The 26,720-nt window shown below is 39.5% G+C and carries 18 protein-coding genes; 5 read left to right on the top strand and 13 right to left on the bottom strand.

Features of this window, described 5'->3' with window-relative positions; translation table 11 throughout:
- Positions 1-39: 39 nt before the first annotated feature.
- From elbB to H4J46_RS09795, 3 genes are read right to left on the bottom strand one after another with little or no spacing between them, the layout of a single operon-like run.
- Positions 40-696, bottom strand: a complete 657-nt coding sequence (gene elbB, locus H4J46_RS09805; RefSeq protein ID WP_310650228.1) for an isoprenoid biosynthesis glyoxalase ElbB — start codon at positions 694-696, stop codon at positions 40-42.
- Positions 693-1,886: a multidrug effflux MFS transporter gene (locus tag H4J46_RS09800; RefSeq protein WP_182233334.1), complete on the bottom strand. Its 1,194-nt coding sequence runs from the start codon at positions 1,884-1,886 to the stop codon at positions 693-695. The genes elbB and H4J46_RS09800 overlap by 4 nt, the downstream gene beginning before the upstream one ends.
- 21 nt (positions 1,887-1,907) lie before the next feature.
- Entirely contained in the window at positions 1,908-3,353 is a 1,446-nt protein-coding gene (locus H4J46_RS09795; RefSeq protein ID WP_182233333.1) for a PLP-dependent aminotransferase family protein, read from the bottom strand.
- A gap of 298 nt (positions 3,354-3,651) precedes the next feature.
- Between H4J46_RS09795 and H4J46_RS09790 the strand changes: the two genes are divergently transcribed.
- Positions 3,652-4,614: a DMT family transporter gene (locus H4J46_RS09790; RefSeq protein ID WP_182233332.1), complete on the top strand. Its 963-nt coding sequence runs from the start codon at positions 3,652-3,654 to the stop codon at positions 4,612-4,614.
- A 157-nt stretch (positions 4,615-4,771) separates the two neighbouring features.
- Here H4J46_RS09790 and speB read toward each other — a convergent pair whose 3' ends face one another.
- Positions 4,772-5,587 (bottom strand): agmatinase, encoded by an 816-nt coding sequence (gene speB, locus H4J46_RS09785; protein WP_182233331.1) that lies wholly within the window; start codon positions 5,585-5,587, stop codon positions 4,772-4,774.
- Between the two features lie 139 nt (positions 5,588-5,726).
- Complete coding sequence (locus H4J46_RS09780) at positions 5,727-8,162, bottom strand: zinc-dependent metalloprotease (protein ID WP_182233330.1); 2,436 nt, start codon at positions 8,160-8,162, stop codon at positions 5,727-5,729.
- 403 nt (positions 8,163-8,565) lie between these two features.
- On the opposite strand from H4J46_RS09780, the gene H4J46_RS09775 reads away from it, so the two are divergent.
- Positions 8,566-9,534 (top strand): class 1 fructose-bisphosphatase, encoded by a 969-nt coding sequence (locus H4J46_RS09775; RefSeq protein ID WP_182233329.1) that lies wholly within the window; start codon positions 8,566-8,568, stop codon positions 9,532-9,534.
- 375 nt (positions 9,535-9,909) lie between these two features.
- Positions 9,910-10,836, top strand: a complete 927-nt coding sequence (locus tag H4J46_RS09770) for a manganese-dependent inorganic pyrophosphatase (RefSeq protein ID WP_182233328.1) — start codon at positions 9,910-9,912, stop codon at positions 10,834-10,836.
- Between the two features lie 137 nt (positions 10,837-10,973).
- Here the strand turns inward: H4J46_RS09770 and H4J46_RS09765 are convergent, their stop codons facing one another.
- Complete coding sequence (locus tag H4J46_RS09765; protein ID WP_182233327.1) at positions 10,974-13,019, bottom strand: prolyl oligopeptidase family protein; 2,046 nt, start codon at positions 13,017-13,019, stop codon at positions 10,974-10,976.
- A 306-nt stretch (positions 13,020-13,325) separates the two neighbouring features.
- On the opposite strand from H4J46_RS09765, the gene H4J46_RS09760 reads away from it, so the two are divergent.
- On the top strand, positions 13,326-13,883 hold the full coding sequence (locus tag H4J46_RS09760; protein ID WP_182233326.1) for a GNAT family N-acetyltransferase: 558 nt from the start codon (positions 13,326-13,328) through the stop codon (positions 13,881-13,883).
- A gap of 174 nt (positions 13,884-14,057) precedes the next feature.
- Here the strand turns inward: H4J46_RS09760 and fadA are convergent, their stop codons facing one another.
- The 4 genes from fadA to H4J46_RS09740 form a co-directional block, all read right to left on the bottom strand.
- Complete coding sequence (fadA, locus tag H4J46_RS09755; protein ID WP_182233325.1) at positions 14,058-15,221, bottom strand: acetyl-CoA C-acyltransferase FadA; 1,164 nt, start codon at positions 15,219-15,221, stop codon at positions 14,058-14,060.
- A gap of 14 nt (positions 15,222-15,235) precedes the next feature.
- Complete coding sequence (gene fadB, locus H4J46_RS09750) at positions 15,236-17,398, bottom strand: fatty acid oxidation complex subunit alpha FadB (protein WP_182233683.1); 2,163 nt, start codon at positions 17,396-17,398, stop codon at positions 15,236-15,238.
- Positions 17,399-17,605: 207 nt separating this feature from the next.
- Positions 17,606-17,890: a MazG nucleotide pyrophosphohydrolase domain-containing protein gene (locus tag H4J46_RS09745; protein WP_182233324.1), complete on the bottom strand. Its 285-nt coding sequence runs from the start codon at positions 17,888-17,890 to the stop codon at positions 17,606-17,608.
- 391 nt (positions 17,891-18,281) lie between these two features.
- Positions 18,282-20,507, bottom strand: a complete 2,226-nt coding sequence (locus tag H4J46_RS09740; protein WP_182233323.1) for an EAL domain-containing protein — start codon at positions 20,505-20,507, stop codon at positions 18,282-18,284.
- 373 nt (positions 20,508-20,880) lie between these two features.
- Between H4J46_RS09740 and H4J46_RS09735 the strand changes: the two genes are divergently transcribed.
- Complete coding sequence (locus H4J46_RS09735; protein ID WP_182233322.1) at positions 20,881-21,801, top strand: TIGR03899 family protein; 921 nt, start codon at positions 20,881-20,883, stop codon at positions 21,799-21,801.
- Positions 21,802-21,851: 50 nt separating this feature from the next.
- On the opposite strand, the gene H4J46_RS09730 is transcribed toward H4J46_RS09735, so the two are convergent.
- Genes H4J46_RS09730 through H4J46_RS09720 form a run of 3 tightly spaced genes read right to left on the bottom strand, consistent with a single transcriptional unit; the run spans position 21,852 to position 26,159 of the window.
- Complete coding sequence (locus H4J46_RS09730) at positions 21,852-22,613, bottom strand: phosphoadenylyl-sulfate reductase (RefSeq protein ID WP_182233321.1); 762 nt, start codon at positions 22,611-22,613, stop codon at positions 21,852-21,854.
- A complete protein-coding gene (gene cysI, locus H4J46_RS09725; RefSeq protein ID WP_182233320.1) occupies positions 22,606-24,348 on the bottom strand; it encodes an assimilatory sulfite reductase (NADPH) hemoprotein subunit in 1,743 nt (580 codons plus the stop codon). Before cysI ends, H4J46_RS09730 begins: the two co-directional genes overlap by 8 nt.
- Entirely contained in the window at positions 24,348-26,159 is a 1,812-nt protein-coding gene (locus H4J46_RS09720; RefSeq protein ID WP_182233319.1) for an assimilatory sulfite reductase (NADPH) flavoprotein subunit, read from the bottom strand. Before H4J46_RS09720 ends, cysI begins: the two co-directional genes overlap by 1 nt.
- Positions 26,160-26,720 lie beyond the last annotated feature (561 nt).

Here is a 26,720-nt window from a genome sequence, read left to right as displayed (position 1 = left end):
CTAAGAGTTTCAATGCAAACACCCTATTTTCAATAGGATTTAATCCATCATCTTGATCACTTTTGCCACCAGCTTATTAATACCACTAGCCGCTTCAGTTAACGTTGTTGCCAACATATAGGCCGGTGTAGAAACCAGCTTACGACTAGTATCGACAACGATATCATCAACCGCACAATCTCGGTGCGCTAAGCCCACATCGATTAAGGCTTTTGCAATGCCAATATCATGACCTATGGTTGCTTGAACATTTTCACCATAAATGAGTGGGATCATCACCGGCGCTATACACATATAACCTGCTGGCTTATTGGCTTTTACAAATGCTTGGCATACGGCCATCACTTGTTCATTCACTTTAAAGGCTTCAGCGTTAATAGCAAAGTCAGATAAATTTTTTGCTGCGCCAAAACCACCGGGTACGATCAAGGCATCAAACTCATCGATATAAAATTCGCTTAAGTCTTCAACATCACCGCGAGCAATGCGCGCAGACTCTACCAGTACATTGCGTTGCTCTTCTGGCATCACTTCACCCGTTAAATGATTAATCACATGATGTTGATTAATATTTGGCGCAAAGCAGCGATATTTAGCACCCGCTTGTTCAATGGCCAGCAGAGTTAACACTGCCTCATGAATTTCAGAACCGTCGTAGACCCCACAACCTGATAACATTACCGCTATATTTTTCACATTTCCTCCGTATCTACATTGAGCTTACTTTGTATTAATTGACAGATCACCACGAGATAAACTGCACCCGCCATTAAAAGGGCAAAGGGTAAGGTGCTACCATTATAAAATATGGCTAAAATAGGACCCGCCAGGGCGCCGATACCAAAACGCAAAGTTCCATTTACCGCGGTTGCTGTACCAGCGTGTTCAGCAAATTCTTGTAGAATTAAGGCGTCAGCATTAACCGAAATCATCGATAAACTCCCCATTAACGGCAAAATAGCCACAACATAATAATATACCGATAAAGAGAATATACTGGCCAGCAATAAACTTGTTACCGCCACAAAGGCGAGTACCACACCAAAACGTAACATTTTTCTAGATCCAAACTTACCCACAAGTCGTGTGTTCATAAAGTGCGCGGTCATTAAAGCCAAAATATTCAACGCAAATAACAAACTAAACTCAAATTCAGAAACCTTAAATACAGTCAAATAAACAAATGAAATGGCGGTGATATAACTGAAGAAAGCCAATGAGGCCATCATAACGGTCAATAAATCAAAACGAGCGGCACGGTTACTAAAAACAATTTTATAACGCTCAACTGCACTATAGGTGATTGTCGATTTAACCGTTTTAACATCAGGTAAATAATAAAAACTGCAAACAAAAACAATAAAAGCATAACCCGCCAAGACATAAAAAATCATTTGCCAACTGTGCAGCAGTAATACGCTGCCGATACTGGGTGCTATCATGGGTGCCAACATCATGATCATACTGACATAAGACAGTCCTTTCGCGGTGTCTTTGCCATAAAGCTGTCGTATAATACCGGGCACAACTACTGTGGCTGCTGTACTCATAAACGCTTGAAAGAAACGTAAGGCTATAAATTGTTCAATATTTTGTGCAAATGTTAAGGCCACTGTGGTTAATAAAAAACCCAATAAACCTATCATGACTAATGTACGACGAGCATACTTATCCGCCATGGGACCAAACACTAACAGGCCAACCGCATAACCCAATAAATAAATACTTAAGCTATTTTGCACTAAGGGCATTTTTGTTGAAAAATATTGAGTAAGCTCAGGCATGCCTGGAAGATACATATCAATGGCCAGAGGAGATACCGCGATAATAGCGGCTAATAACGGTAATATTAATCTTAATGATATTTTTGTGCGGTACTCGGTCACTGCGCTTATGTCCTTGTGTTTTTAAGATTCAGGGTAGTCGTACACTAATTGACCCAGCACTTGAATAGCTTGGTCAATTTTTTCGCTCCATTGCACACCATAGCTAATACGCATATAGTTTTTATACTTTCCAGAGGGCGAAAAAACCTCTCCGGGTGCAAAATTTACGCCTTGAGCAATCGCTTGTTTAAAAAACTGGCTGGTATCAACATGTGAACGACAACGTACCCATAAAACGCTGCCCCCTTTGGGTTTTGAAATACACACTTGATCAGGAAAATGCTCGGCGATTAACGCCCGCATGCGCTCACAGTTATAACGCAGGGTTTTTCTCAGTACCTGCAGGTGCCGGTCATACTCACCACTCATTAAGTAATCGCTTAATGTCCATTGTTGCAACATTGACGTAGAGCATGATTGGGCCCTTTTGATACGCTTAGCTTTTTCTTCAAACTTACCAGCTAACAACCAACCGACTCGATAACCCGGAGCCGCTGTTTTTGAAAAAGATGAACAGGTTAATACTAAGCCTTTTTCTGAGTATAACTGTGCAGACACCGGCCGGTGCTCAGTAAAATACAAATCGCTGTAGACTTCGTCCTCAATTAAGACAATGTTATTTTTTTCCAGTAACTTGACCATAGCTTGTCGTTGCTTATCGGTCATCATTGACCCTAGCGGGTTACTAATAGCGCTTGAAAACAAGCAGGCCTTCACTGAATGTTGTTTAATAACCTTGGCTAATTCTACAACACAAACACCGTCTTCAGTGCAGGTGTAAACCTCTAAAGCCTTCATACCCAAACTTTCAATAAGCTCGATAAGCCCAAAGTAGCAAGGTGATTCAACCGCGATAATATCACCGCGTTCAGCTACACACTGTAGAGCAATAGACAAGGCTTCTTGTGCACCATTAGTAATAATTAGATCTTCGTGATTAACCGAAACACCCTGTTCTTGATAACGAAAAGCTAAATTCAAACGTAGTTTAGGGTCACCATTAATCGGCCCATAACTCACCGCTTTTTCAGATACTCGACTCAGTACTGAGCGCATCAACCTCGCAAGAGTTTTGTCTGGCGGATGCGCATTAACAGGATTAGAAATGCCTAATGCCACTGAGTCAGGCATATGCACAGCGTCATAAACTTGCTCAATTAAACTCCGGCATGATATTTCTGCCGGTTCACAACTGGCCCATATTGCCCGCATGGGTAATAAAGTACGTGCTTGTTTAGCTTTTAAATAGTAGCCCGACTGTGGCCGAGCAGAAATACTACCTTGGCGTTCAAGTTCAAGGTATGCCTGCTTGACAGTCGGTACGCTGATCTCAAACTGTCGACTTAGTTTACGTAAACTTGGTAATTTATCACCTGGGCGTATTGCGCCACTTTGTTGCTGAAATTCAACAAAGTCGATCACTTGTTGATATAAAAAGTAGGGGGATGATTTGTCAACTAATCGCATAACTGTATAGGTTACATTTTCATTTTTTTGTATATGTTATTAAAACAAAAAATCGGTAAAATGTCTATCCGTCACTAACGAGCCGTTTGTTCAACATGGCATATCTGGTAAAACAGTATTGAATAATGCTTTAGCACTTTGTTGTATTGCGCTTTTAATGCTGACCTAAAAAAATAATCACAAAGAAAAAATAATGTCGATCACTACACAGTGCCTCAGTCATCACTAACCGTATGGCGCTGAGTAATTTAAATTTTTATCGCGAGTGCTTTACTTGCAAACATATTAAGGGATGTTAATGAACAACACATTTTTATACTTAATTACCGTGTTGATATGGGGCTCTACCTGGATAGCGATTAATTACCAATTAGGTCATGTTGCCCCAGAAGCGTCTATCGTCTATCGCTTTGGTTTGGCTGCTATTATTTTATTTACCTACTGTAAACTTAAAAATTTGCGGTTAAGGTTTTCCTTGCGCCACCATCTTCAATTCTTTCTTTTTGGCGTCACTTTATTTAGCTTTAACTATTATTTGCTCTATAGCGCACAGCAACACATCAATTCAGCATTAACCTGCATTGCCTTTTCAATGATCATGTTTTTTAATGTCTTCAATGCTCGCATTTGGTACGGCACTCATATCACTAAACAAGTTTACTTAGGGGGGAGTTTAGGATTACTCGGTATAGTGACACTGTTTTGGCCACAAGTAAGTGACACACAATTAGGCGCTGAAACGCTACTAGGCTTAGGGTTTTGCATTCTGGGTACTTTAGTCGCGTCTACTGGCAATATGCTGTCAATGAGAAATCAAAAACTAAAGCTGCCACTAATACCAGCGATGACATGGGGTATGTCCTACGGGGCCATTTTTATGGCGATAATTGCTATGGCTCAGGGGAAAGATTTCAGTTTTGACTATACATTTTCTTATATTAGTTCATTACTTTATTTAAGTATTTTTGGCTCTGTTATTGCCTTTGCTAGCTACCTAACATTACTCGACCGCATTGGTGCACATAAGGCTTCATATGCTTCAGTGATGTTTCCAGCGGTTGCGGTGATCATTTCAACCCTGGTTGAAGGATTTGCGTGGACCACCTATACCTTCGTGGGCTTATTATTTATTTTGGCTGGTAACCTTGTGGTACTTATTCGATCTAAAAAGCAGCTAACAGGTGATAATTGTAAAGAAAAAAAGACCAATAGCGCAGAAAAAGCAGATATCAATCAAACAAAACTGAAGACACAGAGCTGATAAACTGGTCTAATACTTTCCAAATGGTCAACTTTTTTTGTGCACAGTTCACTTTACCCTAAGTACGACTGCACCGCGGCGCTAAACACCTTCCGGTTTAGCGCCGTTTTTTCTTACCCTTGTTCTTCCTTCTGCTAATGTAAATTCCTAGGGCAAATTAAAGACCCAAAAGCATTTTACCCGCAACCTCTTTCACTAGCTTTGCCGCCAACTGAGCGGTCATATTATCGATATCTTTATTGGGATTAAATTCGACAATATCAGCGCCCACCAATGGTGTATTAATTTGATGGATAAGGTTGATCACTTCACGACTTGTTAGGCCACCCGGCTCTCGGTGTGAAACGCCAGGTGCAAAGGCGGGGTCAATGCCATCAATATCAAGTGATAGGTAAACTGGGTGCTGAAATACTAATGGCTGGGCCAAAGGCCAATGGCGCATTTCTAATGACTCAACCTTAAACTTTTCTATTTGTTCATTTTGATGCAAATTTAATGTCCGTATACCTACCTGCACTAAGCGATCACATAAACTGTCTTCCATCACGCGGGCAAAAGGACAAGCGTTTGAGTAGCGATTGCCTTTAAAAGAATCATACAAGTCGGAATGGGCATCAATGTGTAATATGGTGATTTTATCAAAAAATTTTCGGTAACTTTTTAGAATCGGATAACTAATACTGTGATCGCCCCCTAAGGTTAATAAACGGGTGTTTTGTGCGAGTAACTGGTCACAACGTCGTTCAATTTTATTGATAAAGTTATCTGACGAGCTTATGTCCACATCACCGGCATCAAGCCATTGCTTTGACTCGCGCAAGTTCACGCCTAATTCTGTAGCCCCATTTAATGAACCATGATTTAACACTTCACGAATCTTATTTGGCGCTAAGGCAGCGCCGCGCTCAAAGGAAGAGTTGTCATCAAATGGCACCCCTAACAATGCCACTTTACCTACTAGATTTTCTACCATTTTATTGCCTTTTATGAAATTTTTATAAACTTTTTGTCAACAGCCTTTTATGATGAACCATGTTCAGTTATCTACTGAACATGGTTCATCTATACTCTGTCTAATTACAAATACAGTTTGGCAGTTAAGCTAATGGTATTTAATAGCTACCAATCGGTGAACCGGGTGGTAATGTTATTTTAGATGCCGGTATCCATGACTTATCATGCGCTAAGCTGTAATTAATTTGCTGAGCTAACAATTGAAAGTGTGCTCGAAAACCTGGATATTTTCGTGTGCTACGCTTATCGGTTAACCATAGAGCTAAATCCGTTAATGTTACATAAACTTCAGCTCTGACTTCTGGCACAATATTTTGGCTATGCCAAAGCACAATTAAATGCTCGATTAACTGCTGATTTACCCTTTGTTGCACTAACATGGCTGTTGAGGTTTTTGGCGCTGATTTTACTGTGCCTTCGACCAGTTTATTGAGTAAAAATGCCACTGACGGAATATCGTTATCAAGCATAGCTTGTTGCTGTAGCCTTGCTAGTCGCTCGGCATTGAGTAATAGCGACAGTGTGTGTTTTGCACTTGCCTCTGCTGCACTGATGGGATCAAAAGTCACCCCAGTTTGGCTATTAAAACTTTCTCTATCGCGACTATAACCATAGGCCTTAGGCGGTATTAAGGCGGTGATTTTAGCGGGTAGTGTTAAGGTTTCTACTGTTAGCGTTGCTAGTAAGGCATTAAGCGCTGCTTGTTGAGATTTACCTGCAACCCTTGTTTGCTGATTACTAAATTGTTCACTGCGAAGTTGATAGCCATAGTCAACACCGGCAATTAATTTTGCTGCGGCTTGTACCTGAAAGCGATGAAAATTGTAAATGGGCACTAATGTTTTTTCGAGTTCAGACATTGGCGTACCAACCGGTATACTGTTTAAACCAAAGTTTTCTAATGCTGATGCTCTTACCGCTAAAACACGGTTTAACTCTGTAGCCGCATCTTTACCATTGTCCCACAAATGCCCTGTAGCATGAGCACTTGATTGCGATCTTGCATCAGGGTCAGAAACATACTTTAGCCCCTTTTGCTGGGTTACTGCGACTAATTCAGTCAAAAACTGGGATTCTTGCGCTTTTTCTACCTCAGCATAACCATAAGCAACCACATATTTATCCCATTCGCCAATATCTTCAGCATAAGCATTAGCTAAGCTTATCTGGCCATTTTCAATAGAAATTAGCGGGTGGGGATAGTCCATCACTGACGCTCGATTATTGACACTGGCAGCAAAGTTATGCGCTATGCCTAAGGTGTGGCCAACCTCATGTGCCGCTAATTGACGAATGCGCGCTAAAGCCATGGCTTTCATAGCGCTAGTGTCAGTATTGGCATTTTCAAACGGTGACGTTAAGCCTAAGGCAATTAAATAGTCTTGGCGAACACGTAAAGAGCCTAAGGTGACATGACCTTTAATAATTTCGCCGGTACGCGGGTCAATCACTGATGAGCCATAAGACCAACCGCGTGTCGCGCGATGTACCCATTGAATAACGTTGTAACGAACATCCATGGGGTCAGCATCACCTGGCAGCAGCTTAACTTGAAAAGCATTTTTATAGCCAATAGCAGAAAAGGCTTGATCCCACCAACGCGCGCCATCTAGCAAGGCACTTTTAATCGGCTCAGGGACTCCAGCATCTAAGTAATAAATAATCGGCTCTACCGCTGCACTTATTTTGGCTGCTGGGTTTTTTTTAACTAAACGATGGCGAGGAATATTGCGCTTAATCAATGACTCATCAATGGCGCTGGCATAATCTGCATAGGCGTGTTGCCAAAAGCCACTAAAGGGATGAAACTTTCGTGTTTGATAACTATTATCAGGCAGCTTAATTAGCGAGTGGTGCAAATTAACCGTAACCGCTGAGGCATCAGGCGTCACTGAGCGCAAGTGTGCTCCAGCATCTGTGCCTTTATAAGTCACAGTGGCCTCTAATTCGGTATTGTTTGGAAAAGCTTTTGTACGCTTTTTATAAACACCACTGCGCGTGGCATCAATCTTAAAGCTGCCTTGTTGAGTACGCTTTAATTGTGCCGACAAGTTATGAATATCGGAGAGTAAAAAGGGGGTGTAATCAATTAAGATTTTACTGTTATCTGCTGAGCTATGACTCACCTTAAAGCCCCAGATAATCGAGCTAGCAAAGGCTTCATCTATCGCTTGCTGTTCAAGGATATTATCACTATTAGCACGATAATAAGTGTTAAGTTGGCGAAGAAACACTTTATCACCCACTCTTTCAAAACGCACTAACCTAGTATCACCCAGTTGGCCACGGTCTAAACCAATATCATTTGAACCCACCCCCTGTGGCAAGCCACTTTGAAATAAAAATTCTTGCTCAAAGTTCTCTACTTCTAAAAACACTTTACCTGTTTTATCATCAAGATAAAAAGAAAAGTAACCTTGATGGTTTTGCTTGTCTTTAATAAATTCAGTATAGCTTTTTTCTGTTTTTGCCTGCACTTGTGCTGACAAGCCACAGTAAAAAAATAACACCATTAGCCTAATAAAAAACCTCATTGCATATCCTTGTAGTCTGTAAAGCTAAATAAATTACCTGTTTAGCTAAAATTAAAATGATTAGAAGTGCTGAAAATACGCTTATTTTTGTTATAATCAGTGCAGAATTAACTTTTGATGTCTTGATAATACCCATTGAATTAAGTCAGAAAGCAGTAATAAGTAATATTCAAGCACACATATTTATTGATGCAGACTAAACTACAGTACCTACATCCATGTAGCTAAGGCTGATTGAACCATAGCTAGCGTATGTGGTTAAAAGTAAAGTAGATATTGGATATTTAGGGCACTTTACATGTTCGATTATTTATTGTAATTGGTATACTACATCATAACATCGAAAATAAAATACGATATGCTCTATCATAAGAGTATGACTCTAAAGTAATTAGGTAACCCTATGCAACGACTAGCTCCCGCTTTACGTGAAGACAATGTACCGTTAGATTTAATTTCATTAATAGAAACTATTTTAGCTGCCACCAAAGAAATTTCCTTTCGAGTTAGCCAAGGGCACTTAAGTGACTCAATGGGCTCGACCTTGGATGAAAATATTCAAGGTGAAGTGCAAAAGAAACTTGATGTTGTTGCCAACGAGTTATTTAAAGATATTCTGTTAGAATCAGGCTTTGTCAAAGCCGTGTCTTCTGAAGAAGAAGACACTTCAGTGGCGGGTGACGAGGATGGCAAATATATCGTTTCATTTGATCCCTTAGATGGCAGTTCAAATATCGATATTAACTCGTTAATTGGTACTATTTTCTCCATTCACCAAGCGCCAACAGACATGGCCGCTAGCAATCCTGATATGTTTAAACAATCAGGTAATCACCAAGTTTGCGCGGGATATGTACTTTATGGTCCATCAACGACCTTAGTGATGACCACAGGTAGCGGAACGCACTTTTATGTTTTAGACCGCACGCATGGCGGTTATTTATTAGTTGAGCGTAATTTACAAGTGCCAGAAGATACGCAAGAGTTTGCTATTAATATGTCAAACCAACGTTTCTGGCAACAACCTATGCAAAGCTACATTAGTGATTTACTTGCCGGTGATACTGGCCCACGTGGTAAAAACTTCAATATGCGTTGGATTGCCGCTATGGTAGGCGATATTCATCGCGTTCTTACCCGGGGCGGTATATTTACCTATCCGGCTGATAATAGAAATCCAGAAAAACCCTACAAGTTACGTTTAATGTATGAAGCCAACCCGATGAGCTTTTTAATTGAACAAGCCGGTGGTTTAGCCATGACTAGCCAAGGGCGTATCATGGATATTGCGCCAACAGATATTCATCAACGTGTTGAAGTGATCATGGGTTCTAAAAATGAAGTTGAAGCCTGTTTAGCTTATTACAAGTAAGCTTAAAAGTTACTCGATATAACAATGTATATATAAGCATAAAAACACCTGGATATTTCAGGTGTTTTTATTTGTGCTAACCGAAGTGATATATGGTTATTAAACACTGTTATAGACCTTGCCAGAACAGGTAAACAAGGCAGAAACATTGTGTTGTTGGTAAAGTAATAACCTGGGTAACAGCATTTAGAGCGCGGCCATAAAATTCAACTGTTGGCGACGAATGACCAAGTTCAATGACTAAAGTTGTATGAAAGAGTATGAATAGTGATTAGGCTAATGCTTAGAATTTTTGCTAGAATATACGACATATTCTAGACAATACTTATACAGTAGCGCCATTATTAGCTTAACGGCGCTTGGAGAGCACAATTTATGCCAGCTTATGCCGTAGGACACAAAGTTCCTGATTCAGATTCAATTTGTTCAGCCATTGCCCTTTCATATTTAAAAACCCATATTGGTGAAGATGTACAGCCTGCACGCTTAGGTGAACTTTCGCCAGAAACGCTATTCATTTTAGATAAATTTGGCTTAGAACAACCTGAGCTTAAATTGAGTTTCGCTGATACTGACGGCATTTTTGTTGTTGATCACTCAGATCGAATTCAAGGCCCTGATGATATTGATGACTGCACAGTTTTAGGTATTATCGACCATCACAAGCTGGGTGATATTACCACGTCTACCCCTTTAGAGATTTGGGTTCGCCCTGTAGGTTGTACCAATACCATTATTAAAATGATGTACGATTTTCACGGTATTGAAATTCCTAAAAACATTGCTGGCGCCATGATGTGTGCAATTTTGTCAGACACAGTGATATTTAAATCGCCAACCTGTACAACCGCTGATATAAAATGCGTTGAAGCCTTGGCTGAAATTGCTGGTATTGAAGATTACAAAGGCCTGGGCATGGAAATGTTCACAGTAAAATCATCAGTCGCCGGCACGCCGGTTCGTGAACTTGTTTTACGTGATTTTAAAGACTTCAACATGAAGAATAATATTGTTGGTATTGGCCAATTAGAAGTTATTGACTTAGCTTTATTTGACGAGATGAAAGCTGATTTATATGCTGATTTACAAGCCGTTAAAGAAGAAGGTAATCGTCATACGGTGATGTTGTTATTAACCGACATCATGCAAGAAGGTTCTGAGTTATTAGTGGTAAGTGATGATATCAGCCTTATTGAAAAAGCTTATGATATTACCTTGGTTGACGGTAAAACATGGTTACCGGGTGTAATGAGCCGTAAAAAGCAAGTTGTGCCACCCTTGCAAGATACTTTTGCTAAGTAGTTAGCCCTACTCTAAATGTAAAGTTATACGTGTAAAACTATAACTTAAAACTATATTAAAAAGCCCAGCAATTGCTGGGCTTTTTGTTAGCGATTGATTTTACAATCGCTCATTACCAACGAATTATAGCCAACCGCTTAAATATCTGTCACACCCATATTAAATAATGTGAAACCATAGATATCGGCATATTGCTCAATGGTTTTGCTAATTGGCGTACCCGCACCATGACCCGCATCCGTTTCAATACGAATTAATGTTGGGTTAGCGCCCGCTTGTTTTGCTTGTAACTCGGCAGCAAACTTAAATGAATGCGCTGGCACCACGCGATCATCGTGATCACCGGTTGTTATTAATGTCGCAGGGTAGTGTGTGCCTACTTTAACATTGTGTAATGGCGAGTAAGCTAATAGGTAATTAAACATTTGTGCATTGTCGTTTGATTTACCATAGTCGTAAGCCCAACCAGCGCCTGAAGTAAAGGTATGGTAGCGCAACATATCAAGTACCCCTACTGCCGGTAATGCGACTTTAAATAACTCAGGACGTTGTGTCATCACAGCACCCACTAACAAACCACCGTTTGAGCCCCCCATAACCGCAAGTTTATCTGAAGAAGTCACTTGTGCTTTAATCAGGTATTCAGCCGCAGCAATAAAGTCATTAAATACATTCTGTTTTTTCAACTGCGTACCCGCATCATGCCATTTTTTACCGTATTCGCCACCACCACGTAAATTAGCCACGGCATATACACCGCCGAGCTCTAACCAAGCAGCGCGAGTTGAGCTAAACTCTGGTTGTAGACTGATATTGAAACCACCATAACCATATAAAATCGTTGGGTTACTGCCATCAAGCACTAGGCCTTTTTTATGGGTAATGATCATCGGCACTTTGGTACCGTCTTTAGAGCTATAAAAAACCTGTTTAGATTCAAAGTTATCACTATTGAATTTTACTTTCGACTTCATATGTACAACAGATTCACCCGTTGCAAGGTCTAAGCTAAAAATGGTTGACGGGGTTTTCTGGTTACTAAATGAATAGTAAAGCTGACTTTGCGACGCTTTACCACTAAAGCCACCAGCTGTGCCAACTTCAGGCAAGGCAATATCGCGAATTTTATTACCGGTTAAATCATACTGCTCAATAAAAGACGCCGCATGTTTCATATAGTTAGCAAACAAGTAATGTCCGCCAGTAGATACTGATAAAACATGGTCCGTTTCAGGAATAATATCAACCCAATTTTCAGCACTTGGTTGCAGTGCATTAACTTTAACCACACGATTATTAGGTGCTGCCATATTGGTGACAAATAGCAAGTTGTCACCCTTACTACTGACCATATATGTGTCTGATTCAGTATTATCAACAACGCTAATCAATGGCGAATTTGTGCTGGTTAAATCTTTAATAAAGAGCTTATTGCCCGAGGTAGATACTGCTGCTGATACTAATAAATAGTGTCCATCTTTAGTGACTTCACCACTAACATAACGGTGTTTTTGTGCTTCGCTGCCACCAAAAACTAAGCTATCTTGCGACTGCGCGGTACCTAACTTATGGTAATACAATTGATGTTGATCAGTTTTGGCTGAAAGCTCACTCCCTTTAGGTTTGTCGTAGCTTGAGTAATAAAAGCCTTCATTAGCCACCCAAGATAAACCACTAAACTTTATATCAACCAGTTCGGCTTCAAGTACAGCATTAGTTTCAGTTGCTATAATACGCGCTTTACGCCAATCACTACCGCCCTCAGAAATTAAGTAAACCGCTAATGAACCGTCTTCACTAAATTCAATATTGGCTAATGAAACGGTACCATCTTCACTAAAAGTATTAGGGTCAAGAAATACTTCTGCCGATGCATCGCCTTTTTGACGATATAAAACAGCTTGGTTTTGTAAACCATCGTTTTTATAAAAATAACTATAGTCACCTTCAAGGAACGGCATGCCAACTTTTTCATAATCTAACAGAGCTCCAAGACGAGATTTAATTTTCTCGCGATAAGGGATTGTTGCTAAATAATCATAAGTCGTTTTATTTTGTGCCTTTACCCAATCCGCTGTTTCAGCGCTCATGTCATCTTCTAACCATCGATAAGCATCGGTAACTTTAGTACCAAAATAATCATCAACAACGGCTACTTTTTTTGTTGTTGGATAAGTTAACATTTTACTTCCATCGCTAATACTCGCTACTTTTTCAATTTCAGGGGCGGTGCGGTGTTAGCCGCTATCGGTGCATCTTTACTACAGGCTGTTAGACCGCAAAAGGCGATTAGCATAGCAGAATGTAAGATTACTTTTTTTGCATTCATCATTTACCAAATAAACCGTATTGTTATTATGTTGCTAGCAATCATAAGGCAGTCAATAATTGATGTCTAGCGTATGACCTTAGTTAAAAGAAAGAATAATAAAAATGTAATCACTTATTATTCTTATTAACCTATTGAAAATTATATAAATGGTATAAATATGAATATTGATAATTCAGCTCGACTTAGCTATCAGCTGATCGATAAAACAGACAGCGAGTTCTTATTCCAACTCGATCAAAATCCAGAAGTTATGCGTTATATCAATGGTGGTAATATGCCCACTCGCAAAAATATTAGTGAGGTATTTATCCCACGCCATAATGCCTATAAAAATGTAGAAAAGGGCTGGGGCTTATGGAAAGTTACCGTCATAGCAACTCAAGCTGAAATTGGCTGGATTTTAGTGCGCCCGATGGACTTCTTCTCCGACCAGCCCACTTGGCATGATATTGAATTAGGCTGGCGTTTTTTACAGTCAACTTGGGGTAAAGGTTATGCCAGTGAAGCAGCGATTCATCTTCAACAGTTACTGGCTAAACAACCAGAAAATAAAAGCTTTAGTGCTATTGCCGTAAAAGATAATCTTGGCTCAATTGTGGTAATGAAAAAGCTGGGGATGAAATATATCAAAACTTATAGTCATACCAACTCAGCGCTAGGTGACGAAGATGTCGTACTCTATCGTATTGAAAATAATCAAGCGCGCCAAAAGTAACTCGGTAAGTTAGTGTTATTTAGTCATACTAGAGTCATCATAAATAGGCACTAAAACATTGAAAAACAAGATACCTGAGAGAAGTCTGAACACAAAAAAGCCCAACAAATATTGGGCTTTTTTTCATCAGGTTAGCTCAGAGCATTAACTAAAAGCTAACGATAAAAATGAAAATTACACTCTTTCAAATACTGTAGCGATACCTTGGCCTAAACCAATACACATAGTCGCTAAACCAATGTTAGCGTCTTTCGCTTCCATTAAGTTAATTAAGGTACCTGAGATACGTGTACCTGAACAACCTAAAGGGTGGCCTAAAGCAATGGCACCACCGTTAAGGTTAATCATGTCATCCACTTTGTCTTCTAGACCTAATGAACGTACACATGACAACGCTTGCGCAGCAAAGGCTTCGTTAAATTCAGCTAATTCGATATCGGCTAACGTTAAACCTGCACGTTGTAGCGCTTTCTTCGTTGCTGGCACTGGACCAAAGCCCATGGTTGATGGATCACAACCTGCGATAGCCATACCACGAATTTTAACTCGTGGTGTTAAGCCCATAGCTTTCGCTCTTTCTGCTGACATCACTAACATCGCAGAAGCGCCGTCAGAAAGTGCAGAAGAAGTACCCGCAGTTACCGTACCATTGACGGGATCAAATACCGGACGCAATGCTGATAAGCTTTCAATGGTCGTTTCAGGACGAATAACTTCGTCATGTTCGATAAGTGTTAAAGCGCCCATAGCATCATGACCTAAGGTTGGTACGATTTCATTGGCCCAACGACCTTCAAGCATGGCTTTATGAGCAAGCTGATGAGAGCGGGCGCCAAAGGCATCTTGCTCAGCACGCGTAATGCCGTGTTGCATACCTAGTAACTCAGCCGTTAAGCCCATGTTACCAGCAGCACGTGAGATATGTTTACTCAATGCTGGATCAAAATCCACATCGTACATCATAGGTACGTGACCCATGTGTTCAACACCGCCAACTAAAAACACATCACCTTGACCCGCCATGATATTAGTAGTGGCATCATGCAGTGCTTGCATTGATGAACCACATAAGCGGTTCACGGTGACAGCACCGGTAGACTTTGGAATATCTGTTAATAGTTGAGCATTACGAGCAATGTTGAAACCTTGCTCTTTGGTTTGCTTAACGTTGCCCCAGATAATATCTTCAATTAATGCGGGATCAAGGTTAGGATTTCTAACCAATAATTGCTGCATTAAATGTGCTGATAAAGTTTCAGCACGAACATTACGAAAAACACCCGCTTTTGAGCGCCCCATTGGGGTACGGATGCAATCGACAATAACGACTTCTTTCATGATTTTCTCCTCGCCTAAGCTGTTTTAACGTCGGTTGTAAAATATGACTGATTAGATTTTGCCATTGCGCGCATTCCATCAGTAACTTGATAAATTTCGCCTAAGTGTGCATATTTATCTGCCATTGCAATAAAGTTATCTAAACCTAATGTTTCTAGATAGCGAATTGGACCACCTCTAAATGGAGGGAAACCTAAACCGTAAATTAAGCCCATATCAGCTTCAGCTGCAGTATCAACCACACCTTCTTCTAAACAACGCACCACTTCATTAACCATAGGGATCATCAAGCGAGCAATAGTTTCGTCTTGAGTGAAATCTTTTTTCGCTACGCTAGTAAATAAGTCATAAGCCGCTTGTGCTGCAACTTTTGTTGGTCGACCGCGCTTATCTTTACCGTAATCGTAAAAGCCTTTACCGTTTTTCTGACCTAAACGTTTTTCGTTATATAAAGCACTCACTGGGTCATTATCAATTTTAGTCATACGTGTTGGAAAACCAGCAGACATAACACCCGTACAGTGATCAGCAGTATCAATACCAACCACGTCAAGTAAGTATGCTGGGCCCATTGGCCAACCAAATTGTTTTTCCATGACTTTATCAACAGCCACAAAATCAGCACCTTCAAGCACTAATTGGCTAAAGCCAGCAAAGTATGGGAATAAAACACGGTTAATGTAAAAGCCAGGACAGTCGTTTACCACGATAGGTGATTTACCCATTTTTGCTGCGTAAGCAACAACAGTGGCTACAGTTTCTTCAGAGGTGGCTTTACCACGAATCACTTCAACTAATGGCATTTTATTTACCGGGTTAAAGAAATGCATGCCACAAAACTTATCTTTGCGTTTAAGGCTTTCGGCTAATAAATCAATTGAAATTGTTGAGGTATTTGAAGTCACAATAGTGTCTTCATCAACATGGTTTTCAACTTCAGCTAACACCATAGCTTTTACTTTTGGGTTTTCAACTACAGCTTCAACAACAATATCAACACCTTTAAGACTGTCATAACTTAATGACGGTGTGATGCTATTGAGTACGCCAGCCATTTTCTTAACGTTCATGCGGCCACGTTCAACTTGCTTAGTTAAAATACCTGCTGCAGTAGTAAGACCTAAATCAAGTGCTTGGTCATTAATATCTTTCATGATAATTGGCGTGCCTTTATAAGCAGACTGGTATGCAATACCACCGCCCATAATACCTGCACCCAAAACAGCCGCTTTATCAACCGCTTTAGTAGCTTGTTTACCGGCTTTTTTCGCCTTACCTTTCACTACTTGATCAGCCATAAATAGGCCGATTTGTGCAGTAGCAGCATCAGTTTTCGCTAACTTTGCAAATCCTGCATTTTCTAATGCCATTGCGCCTGCACGGCCTAAACCTGCTGCCGCTTCGATCGTTTTAACCATTACCATGGGTGCAGGATAATGTTTACCAGCTTTAGCTGCAATCATGCCTTTACAAGTATTAAAGGTCATCATAGTTTCTGTTGGAGAAAGCTTTAATGCTTCTAGTTTAGGTTGACGTTTAGCGCGCCAATCTAATTTACCCACAATCGCTTGGTTTAACATTTTCAATGCCGCTTCACGTAAGTGCTCGGGAGCAACTACAGCGTCAAGTAAACCTACCGCCATCGCTTGCTCGGCTTTAAAAGCTCGGCCTGTCGACATCCACTCAATAGCATTATCAGCACCAATAACACGTGGTAAACGCACGGTACCACCAAAGCCAGGTATTAAACCTAAGCTCACTTCTGGTAAACCGATTGAACATGAAGTATCAGCTATACGATAGTCACAAGCTAAGCTCATTTCACAACCGCCACCTAAAGCGAAACCATTAATGGCAACAACTGTTGGTAGGTTAAGATCCTCAAATGAATCAAAAATATCTGAGCCTTTTTTTATCCAAGGTAGTAACTCATCTTCCGGCTTTTTAAATACTTCTAAAAACTCGGTGATATCAGCACCAACAATAAAAGAAGACTTACCTGAGGTGATCAATACCCCTTTTGCTTCACTGCAATTATTAATCGCATCAACAACTGCGATATATTCTTTAAACGTTGCCTGATCAAACTTGTTAACTGAGCCTTGTGCATCGAATTTAAATTCAACAATGCCGTTGTCTAACAACTGGGCAGAAAGGCTTTTGCCTTGGAATAACATGCCTACTCTCCTGACTTTTTGTGGGTCGATTGACTGGTAATATGTAATCATAGACTACTACCAAGCGTGTGAATATTTAGCTTACTCTTAAGGTATAACAAATAAGTAAAAGAAATAAAGTGCCAATGAGTTTGCCTTGAAAGGAAAGGGAAAGCAAATATTTTTAAACAAGCGTTTTAATTAACTGTATTAATTTTATTTAGGCCTTTATTTAATCCGACCTCGGGTGCCTCGTTGCTCATTCTTTTTCATTTTATCTAGCAACTCTTGTTCCATATTTATACCTTGCCAATGCGCAATATCTAAGACTCTCAGCACAATATCGGCTAACTCTTCCTTAAAATTATCAGTCGGCTTTTCACCACGACATTCATTTATCGCTTCACCAACCTCTGAGGCGACTAAAGCTAATGCTTCCAACGTGGTCTTATTGTGCCAACCCATGCGTTCAACCCAGTCATAATTTTGCTCCGCTATTTTATTAATATCCATACACACCTCAGCTGTAGTTTTGCTCTATCGTTATTGTTCTTAATGACTAGCTTAGAGTGAAAAAGCTTAAGCTAGCACTCATAACTTTACTGCATTTATCCTATATTTTACAAGCAATTAACTTGCAAAACCTAAACAGAACACATTCCAGAAAGTGCTAAAACCTACTTTTCCCTTAATCATATTACCGCCATGGTTATTGCAGTGCTACTTGGAATAATTTGAATAGTGAATACTTTTAGGCGTTTTATATCGGTGTAGGCTTAGCTTGCTAGGCTTTATGGTTAACGTTGTTTGCACTTTAAATATCAAGGCTAACTGTAGAGATTTACACAAAAAAAAAGCACTTGTAAAACAAGTGCTTTAAACCAAGTATTGCCAATAATATACTCTATCGATTTATTCTCTCTAAACAAGTGAAGAACTCTTCAGCTGGCATTGGCTTAGCATAATAAAAACCTTGTACTTCATCACAACCCAAAGCTCTTAGTTCTGATTCTTGCTCGCTGTTTTCGATACCCTCAGCAATGACTTTTAAGTTCATTTGCTTGCCTAAGTTGATAATGGTGTCGGCTATAATTGCACCACCCGGTTCTGCAATGGCACTGACAAAAGAGCGATCAACTTTTAATCGGTCCAAAGGTAGTTTTTGTAAATAGCTTAATGATGAAAAGCCGGTGCCAAAATCATCAAGTGCAATACTAATGCCCTGCGCTTTTAATCTCACTAGCGCATCGATAATCACCTGTGGTTCATCCATTAACACATTTTCGGTGATTTCTAATTCCAATTTACTGGGATCAACTTTATGCGACTTCGTTATCTCAATAATCGTGTCGACAAAGTTATCACGTTTAAACTGAGGAATTGACACATTAACTGAAATACTAACCTCGGGAAATTTGCTCGCTGCCAGTCTATTTAACAGCTGACATGCTTGATCGACAACCCAGTTGCCAATCTCAATGATCAAACCAGAATACTCTGCCAATGGGATAAAGACCGTGGGTGAAATAAACTTGCCTTCGGCTGTTTTCCAACGCAGCAAGGCTTCAGCACCCATAATTTTGCCCGTCATTAAACTTAGCTGGGGTTGATACCAAAGCTCTAAACGATGTTCAGCAAAATCAGTACGTAATTGCCTAATCATACTCAAGCGCCAAAGTGTTTTATCTTCCATTTTTTTATGATAATAAACATAGGGTTCATGCAAAGATTTTTTGGCCAAATTAAGGGCAATATTAATTTGATTCAGTACTTTAACACCACGCGAGCCTGCTGAGCCTTTAGAACAAAAACCAAAACAGGCGCTAATAAGGAGATTTTGGTCACCAACAATAAAGGGCTCATTAAACAGCGCGGTTAATATTTCAGGATTAACCCATTTCTTTGCACCAATAATACCAAATACATCAGCACCAATTCTTGCCACATGATTATTTGTGCTTAATGCTTGAATACGTGTAGATACTGCCATTAAAAGCTGGTTACCAATATCTTGACCTAAGCCATCATTGATATCACTAAAATGATTAAGATCAACCAGTGCAGTGACTAACTTGTCATCAACACTTTGACAAAAGTCATCCAATAAATTGACAAAGTCTAATCTATTGGGCAGCTGCGTTAACCAATCTTTGTAAGCCGCATTACGCAGTTTTTGAAATAGATGAACATTTTCATAACCCGTGGCAATATTGGTGAGAAAAACTTCTATATGCTGTATTTCAATACTCGTTAAGGCTTGAGTAAGCTCTAAATGAATTACGGCTCTAAAACCACCACTGGCGAAATAGAATGAGGTAGCGTCGGCAGCAAAAAAGTGCTGTTTTTGTTGAAAACAACTATTAATTTGACTAACAGTATCTTGATTTTCCAAGGCAGTTAATTTTTGATTTACTTTCGCTTCAACTAAGCCAGTTTGGCCAATAACATACAAACTTAAATCATCAGCACCTTCTACAACTCCTTGTCCTCGAGCACAGAAAACAGTATTACTAGTATCCACTAGCGTTATAAGTTCAGCTAACACGCTACTAGCATAATCATGAATAGTACACAGCTCTAACAAGTTGGCAGCAGCGCCAATGATTTTTTCTAAACCCTTTCTGTACTGAGTTACAGAGTCAATTTGCTGATATGAGCGAACAGCAGCATAAACTGTTGTCACTAATTTACGACGAGTTAATTCAGTTTTTGTTTTGTAGTCATTTATATCGTAATCTTTAATAACACTTTCTTCTGGTGCATAGCCCGGTTGGCCGGTGCGTAACACAATACGAATGTCATCACGTTTTAATACTTCGCGTATATGCTTGACGACAACAAGACCAGCGTCGTCACTTTCCATTACCACATCGAGCAAAACTAAAACGATATCTTCATGCTCTTCAATAAGTTTGCAAGCATCGTGACCTGAATAAGCATGCAGGTACTCGAGATTTCGATCTAAAACCACCAAGTCAGATAAGGCCAGCTTGGTTACTGAATGAATTTCAGGGTCATCATCAACAATTAAGACTTTCCAAGTATCCCTTATAGCTGAATCAAATATTTCATCTTCATCACTATCGTCGATAAACAAAAAATCATCATTAGTATTGTCAAAAACTTGCATATTAACCTCAAAGCACTAGAAAGAAAATACTAGTAGAGTTTTTTGAATATTAATTTCGTTAAAAATTGTCTTCATATAATAAATACATAATAAAAGTCAGAATGAAATTATTCAACATTTCGTTTTATTAATAATATCATTTTCAAGTATTGTTAGTCATAAATAATTTGCATGTACAAAAAAAAATACTGACGTAAACTTAAACACTAATAAATTCAAGTTAACATTTTACTCTTTGCTAAAAAAAAGTTAATAATATAAGGGCATGAGTAAAATTTATATTTACGCTATAGCTATAATAATTTTCTAGCGATATCATGTTGGTATTTTCAGCATTTCTTTCAATATTTGATAGTTTTAAGGGATACAACTGATGTCGAATTCGATTGATCAAAATAAAATAATTAAGCATCCTGTAGAACTAAGTCAACCTGCTATCCTCGAACATGATGAACAAACCGTCACACCTAAAGATAATGCTCATGCAAACGTCAACGCTTCCTCACAAAAACAATTATTAGTATTGGCAAAAAAGTTTTCACTTAGCGCTGCATTTTTGCCAGAAACTAAACAAGCCCCTTTGGAAGAAAGAGCCAACCGACGAAAGAAACTCGACCAGCTAAGAAAACAACAAAATATGGAAGCTATAATTGTACGAGCTGTTCAGTATTGCTCTGATGAGACAATCACCGACAGAGCAGATCAAGACTGGTTTAGCTCTTTTTTAACACTTGCTGAAAGTATTAGTAATAAAAGTATGCAGGATTTATGGGCTAAAATTTTAGCCGGTGAAGTATCTCAACCTGGCTCTTTTTCACTAAAAACCTTACAAGCATTTAGAACCATGAGTATTACTGAAGCAAAACTCTTGGCAAAAGCTTGCAGTGTCGCGATGACTGATGCACGTAAAAAAAATATTCGTGTCATCAGCGGCGCTTATCAAATTCCCAAATTATTCAACTTTTTTAATAAGCAGCGACAACAACGACTCGATCTTAACCAAGTGGGATTAAGCTACGCTGACATCTTAACCTTAGCTGATAACCACTTAATGTTTGAACAGGAAACAGAAAGCCACTCCTTTACCAAGGGAGAAAAAATTCAATTTAATTATCATGGTAAACAACTGAGCTTTGTCGCAAAAAAGTCTGATTGCATACTCACTTTTTATAAGTTCACTCCCATTGGCACTGAACTCGCCCACTTAGTTACTGATGATGAAAACGAACACTATTTAACTCTAATTAAAACACAATTGGCAGAAAATTTTGGTATAGATTGGTTAGGTGAATAAGTTAGACAATAAAAAGAATGCGGCTCGCGCATTCTTTTTAAGTAATGATCTTAAATGCCATCACCGTCAGTGTGTAAACCACATTCTCTTTGCATACCAGAGAAACGTGTATCGCTCTCATCCATACCAGCAGTTAATGGTCGCGTACTATGTACGTCACCCACTGAAACATAACCTTCTTCCCACAGCGGGTGATAAGGTAAATTATTTGCCGTTAGGTATTCATGCACATCTTTATTGGTCCAATCGATAATCGGGTGTACTTTAAAGCGCCCTCGTAAAATACTGACTACCGACAAACCTTCACGGTGGCTAGATTGCTGGCGACGAACACCAGAAAACCAAGTACCCGCTTGCAGTTCATTTAAGCCACGCTCTAATGGCTCAACTTTGTTACGGCGATTATAAGCTTTTAACGAGTCTTCATCTGCATCCCACTCTTGCCCAAACTTAGCTTGTTGCCATGCAGCACTTTCTTTCGCACTAAACACTTGTAAGTTTAACTTTAAGCGCTTTGTTAGTTGCTCAATAAACTGATAGGTTTCAGGAAACAAATGCCCCGTATCTGTTATTAATACCGGTATATTAGGTTCAATTTTGGTCAGCATATGTAGCATGACCGCAGATTGAATACCGAAACTAGACGATAAAACAAATTGCGCAGGTAAATTTTCCATTGCCCACTCTACGCGTTGGCTTGCCGACTGTTTTTCTAATAATTCGTTCCACTGCTTTAACCAAGATTCTGCTGACGACGCTGGAAATTTATTACTGATCACCTGAGCTGTACTCGCTGTAATAGCCTTAGTCATGAAAATCCCACTTGCTAATTTTAACTTCATCAACAATACTGGCTCGAATCACAAAATCACCAAATGCCTCGGCTGAGTTGCGCTCGGCCACCCAACGTGCCACTAGACTGTCAATCTCTTGTAAAATATCTTCTTCACTAAGGTTTTCTTTATACATTTTAGGTATGCGCGTACCGGCAACATTACCACCTAAATGCATATTGTATTTACCAGGACCTTTACCGACTAACCCTATTTCGGCCAACATGGCACGTCCACAACCGTTGGGGCAACCGGTTACTCGTAAAATAATACTTTCGTCAGCGACATTGTGCTTCGCTAATATAGCTTCGACATCAGTGACTAAACCAGGTAAATATCTTTCCGCTTCAGCCATTGCTAATGGGCAAGTAGGAAAAGACACGCAGGCCATTGAACTTTTACGCTGTACAGAAACACTATCAGCCATTAAGCCATGTGCACGTGCTAAGCGTTCAATCTCAGCTTTATCTTCACTTGCCACACCAGCAACAATTAAATTTTGGTTGGCAGTCATACGAAAATCACCTTTGTGGATTTTCGCAATTTCAGCTACACCCGTTTTCAATGGCAAATTGGGCTTATCAAGTAGACGTCCATTCTCTATAAATAATGCTAAATGATGCTTACCATCAAAGCCCTCAGTCCAACCAATACGATCGCCTCGACTGGTGAATTCATAAGGACGACTTTCTGCAAAAGTAATACCGGCACGTTGCTCGACTTCAGCTTTAAAGACCTCGACACCCACACGATCTAAGGTGTATTTTGTTTTCGCATTCTTACGATTAACACGGTTACCCCAATCTCGTTGAGTAGTAACTACTGCGCTAGCAACATCTAAGGTTTTAGCTAACGCCACATAACCAAAATCATCAGCCTTGCGTGGGTAAGTAGATTTATCGCCATGGGTCATTGCTAAACCACCACCGACCAACACATTAAAGCCAATCAATTTGCCGTTTTTAGCGATAGCAATAAAGTTTAGATCATTAGCATGAACGTCAACATCGTTATGTGGTGGAATAACTACCGTAGTTTTAAATTTACGTGGTAAATAGTTTGGGCCTAAAATCGGTTCTACTTCACCGGTTTCTGTACCACCTTCAATTTTCTCACCATCTAACCAAATTTCCGCATAGGCGCGTGTTTTAGGTAATAAATGTTCACTAATTTTTTTAGCCCATTCATACGCTTCTTGATGTAGCTCTGACTCAACTGGATTCGTCGTACAAAGCACATTACGGTTTACATCACCTGCCGTAGCAATAGAGTCGATACCATAATGGTTCAGTGTTTGGTGCATTAACTTAATATTTGGCTTTAACACGCCATGAAACTGAAAGGTTTGACGGGTAGTGATACGAATACTGCCGTAACTAGTTTTTTCACGAGCAAATTGATCAATGCCTAACCATTGTGTTGGCGTAATAATTCCACCAGGCATACGAGCACGCAGCATTACATTGTGTAGTGGTTCAAGTTTTTGCTTAGTACGCTCATTACGAATATCACGATCATCTTGCTGATACATACCGTGTGTTCTGATCAACTGAAAGTTATCAGCGGTAAAACCACCCGTAACATGATCTTTTAAATCATCGACAATGGTGCCACGTAAGTAATTACTTTCCGCTTTTAACCTTTCATTATCGGCATGTTTACCTTCAACAATTAAAGGGCCATTTGCTTGATCTTTTTTTGTCAAATCAGTCATTAGTATACATCCTTCTGGTAACGCTTAGCGTTACGTAAATCTTTTAAATAATCATTTGCCTGTTCTGCTGATAGTTGGCCTTTAGTAGCGATAATAGTTAATAAAGCCGCCTCAACATCTTTTGCCATTCGGCTCATATCACCACAAACGTAAATATGTGCACCTCGCTCTAACCATGAAAAAACTTCATCAGCACTTTCTAATAATCTATCTTGAACATAAATTTTTTCCGCTTGATCACGAGAAAAGGCTAAATCTATTTTGGTTAACAAGCCTGACTTAAGATAGCCTTGCCATTCAACTTGATAAAGAAAGTCTTGAGTAAACGTTTGGTCACCAAAAAACAACCAATTATCACCTGTGGCTTCAGTAGCTTCACGCTCTTGCATAAAGGCCCTAAATGGCGCAACACCTGTACCTGGGCCAATCATAATCACGGGTGTGTCATTATTCACTGGCAAACGAAAGTTGTCATTGTGCTCAACAAACACCTTAACTTGACCACCTTCTTCAATACCATTGGCTAAAAATCCAGATGCACCACCCTGACGATTTGCATCATTAGTCTGATACTGAACAAGCCCAACGGTTAAGTGGACTTCTTCTTCCGCTTCGCTTTGAGAGGATGCGATGGAATAAAGTCTTGGCGTTATTTTTCGCAACGCATCTATAAACTCTTGAGCATTCAACTTAACTTCATTCGGTAATGGCGCAGATTTAACCACATCAACGACTTGATGATTAGCGGCATACTCTCGCATAGCACTCTTATCATCTAAAATATCAAGTAAATTAATCGCTTGTGATTTTTCAGCCCAAAAATTAACAAACTGAATTGAAGTTTGAGTTATTTCAAACTTAGTCTTTAATGCTTCACTAAGTGCTATGCTTTCATCACCGGCAAAGACTTTCTCTTGATCATCAAACCCTAGCTCCGTAATAAGCTCATCGACTAATGCAACAGAGTTATCAAACCAAACACCTAAAGCATCACCGGCTTGATAAGTTAGTCCTGAATCGCCTAAATCTATTTCAACGTGTCGTACATCTTTAGCTGAATCACGACCCGTAATTTTCTGGCTAAGCAATAGTTCAGCAGTATATGGTTTTTGCTTGGTATAAAGTTCTTCTGTGCTGTTTACGCTGGCTAATGCAACTACATTGCTATCGCTAGTCTCGTTAATAAGTAGCGCTTTAACCTGAGTAATAACAGTCGTTGACCAAGTATTAGCTGCCTCATCATAATCAACATCACAATCAAGGCGAGGTGCAATTCTTTTTGCACCTAATTTTTCTAAATTCAGATCGAAATCTTTACCTGTTTGGCAGAAAAGCTCATAACTGGTATCACCCAGTGCCAAAACACTATAATGCAAATGATCAAGTCTAGGCGCTTTCTTCGAAGACAAAAATTCATGTAATGCAATAGCATCGTCTGGTGCTTCACCTTCACCATTGGTACTCGCAACTATCAGTAGGTGAGTGATATTTTTAATCGCCTTAGGCTTAATCTCTCCCATACTTTTCAATTCAACATTCAAACCTTCAGCACTGGCTTGGGCTGCTAAACTTTTAGCAACACCTTTGGCATTGCCCGTTTGCGAGCCATACAAAATAGTTAAAGTTGTTGGAGCAGCACTTGCGATGACCGCAGGAGCTGTAACATTAGTAACATTTTCTGCTTTAGCAGCCAAATAGCCACTAGCCCAGGCTAATTGTAGTGGAGAAAGATTGTTGATACTTTGCTGAAAAGATGCCAACTGGTTGGTATCTAGCATTGTTTGGTTTAATTTTTGTGGTTCTGGCGACATCTGGCAATACACCTATGACTAATTAATGACGTCATAATAAACTGATTTATGATGAAATAAAAAGAATATAAATGGCTTTTTTATGCAAAAATAGAATATGGAGAGATGAACTTATAACATAAGACATAATAGTCGCTACTCACGCTAACTATATGTTAAGAAATTAGTGACTATGAGCTTGTTTTTTAATTCAAACAACAGAACAAGATCAATCTAGAGAAAGACCGCTAACTTGCAATGGCATTAACTATTGACTAAAACTGGGGTAATAACAATTTAATTAAATTGCTATTACCCTGAAAATTTACGACTCAAAAAAGTAGCCTTAACTACAGATCTCAAAAATGTAAATATGTATTAGTGCCGTGATATATAATGAAGTTTAAACGAGTAAACTCTTTGTAACTATTGATATTGCAGCAAGCTAATGCTCAAATCTCAAGCTTTACTTATCAAATGCCAGAAAGCAAAAAACCCGTAGCGTTAGCTACGGGTCTCTCTAAATAGAAGCCTAGCAATGTCCTACTCTCACATGGGAACTCCCACACTACCATCGGCGCT

It is taken from the genome of Colwellia sp. MB02u-6 (genome assembly GCF_014077095.1).
Classification (GTDB): Bacteria; Pseudomonadota; Gammaproteobacteria; order Enterobacterales; family Alteromonadaceae; genus Cognaticolwellia.
This window is presented reverse-complemented; position numbering and strand designations above follow the sequence as displayed.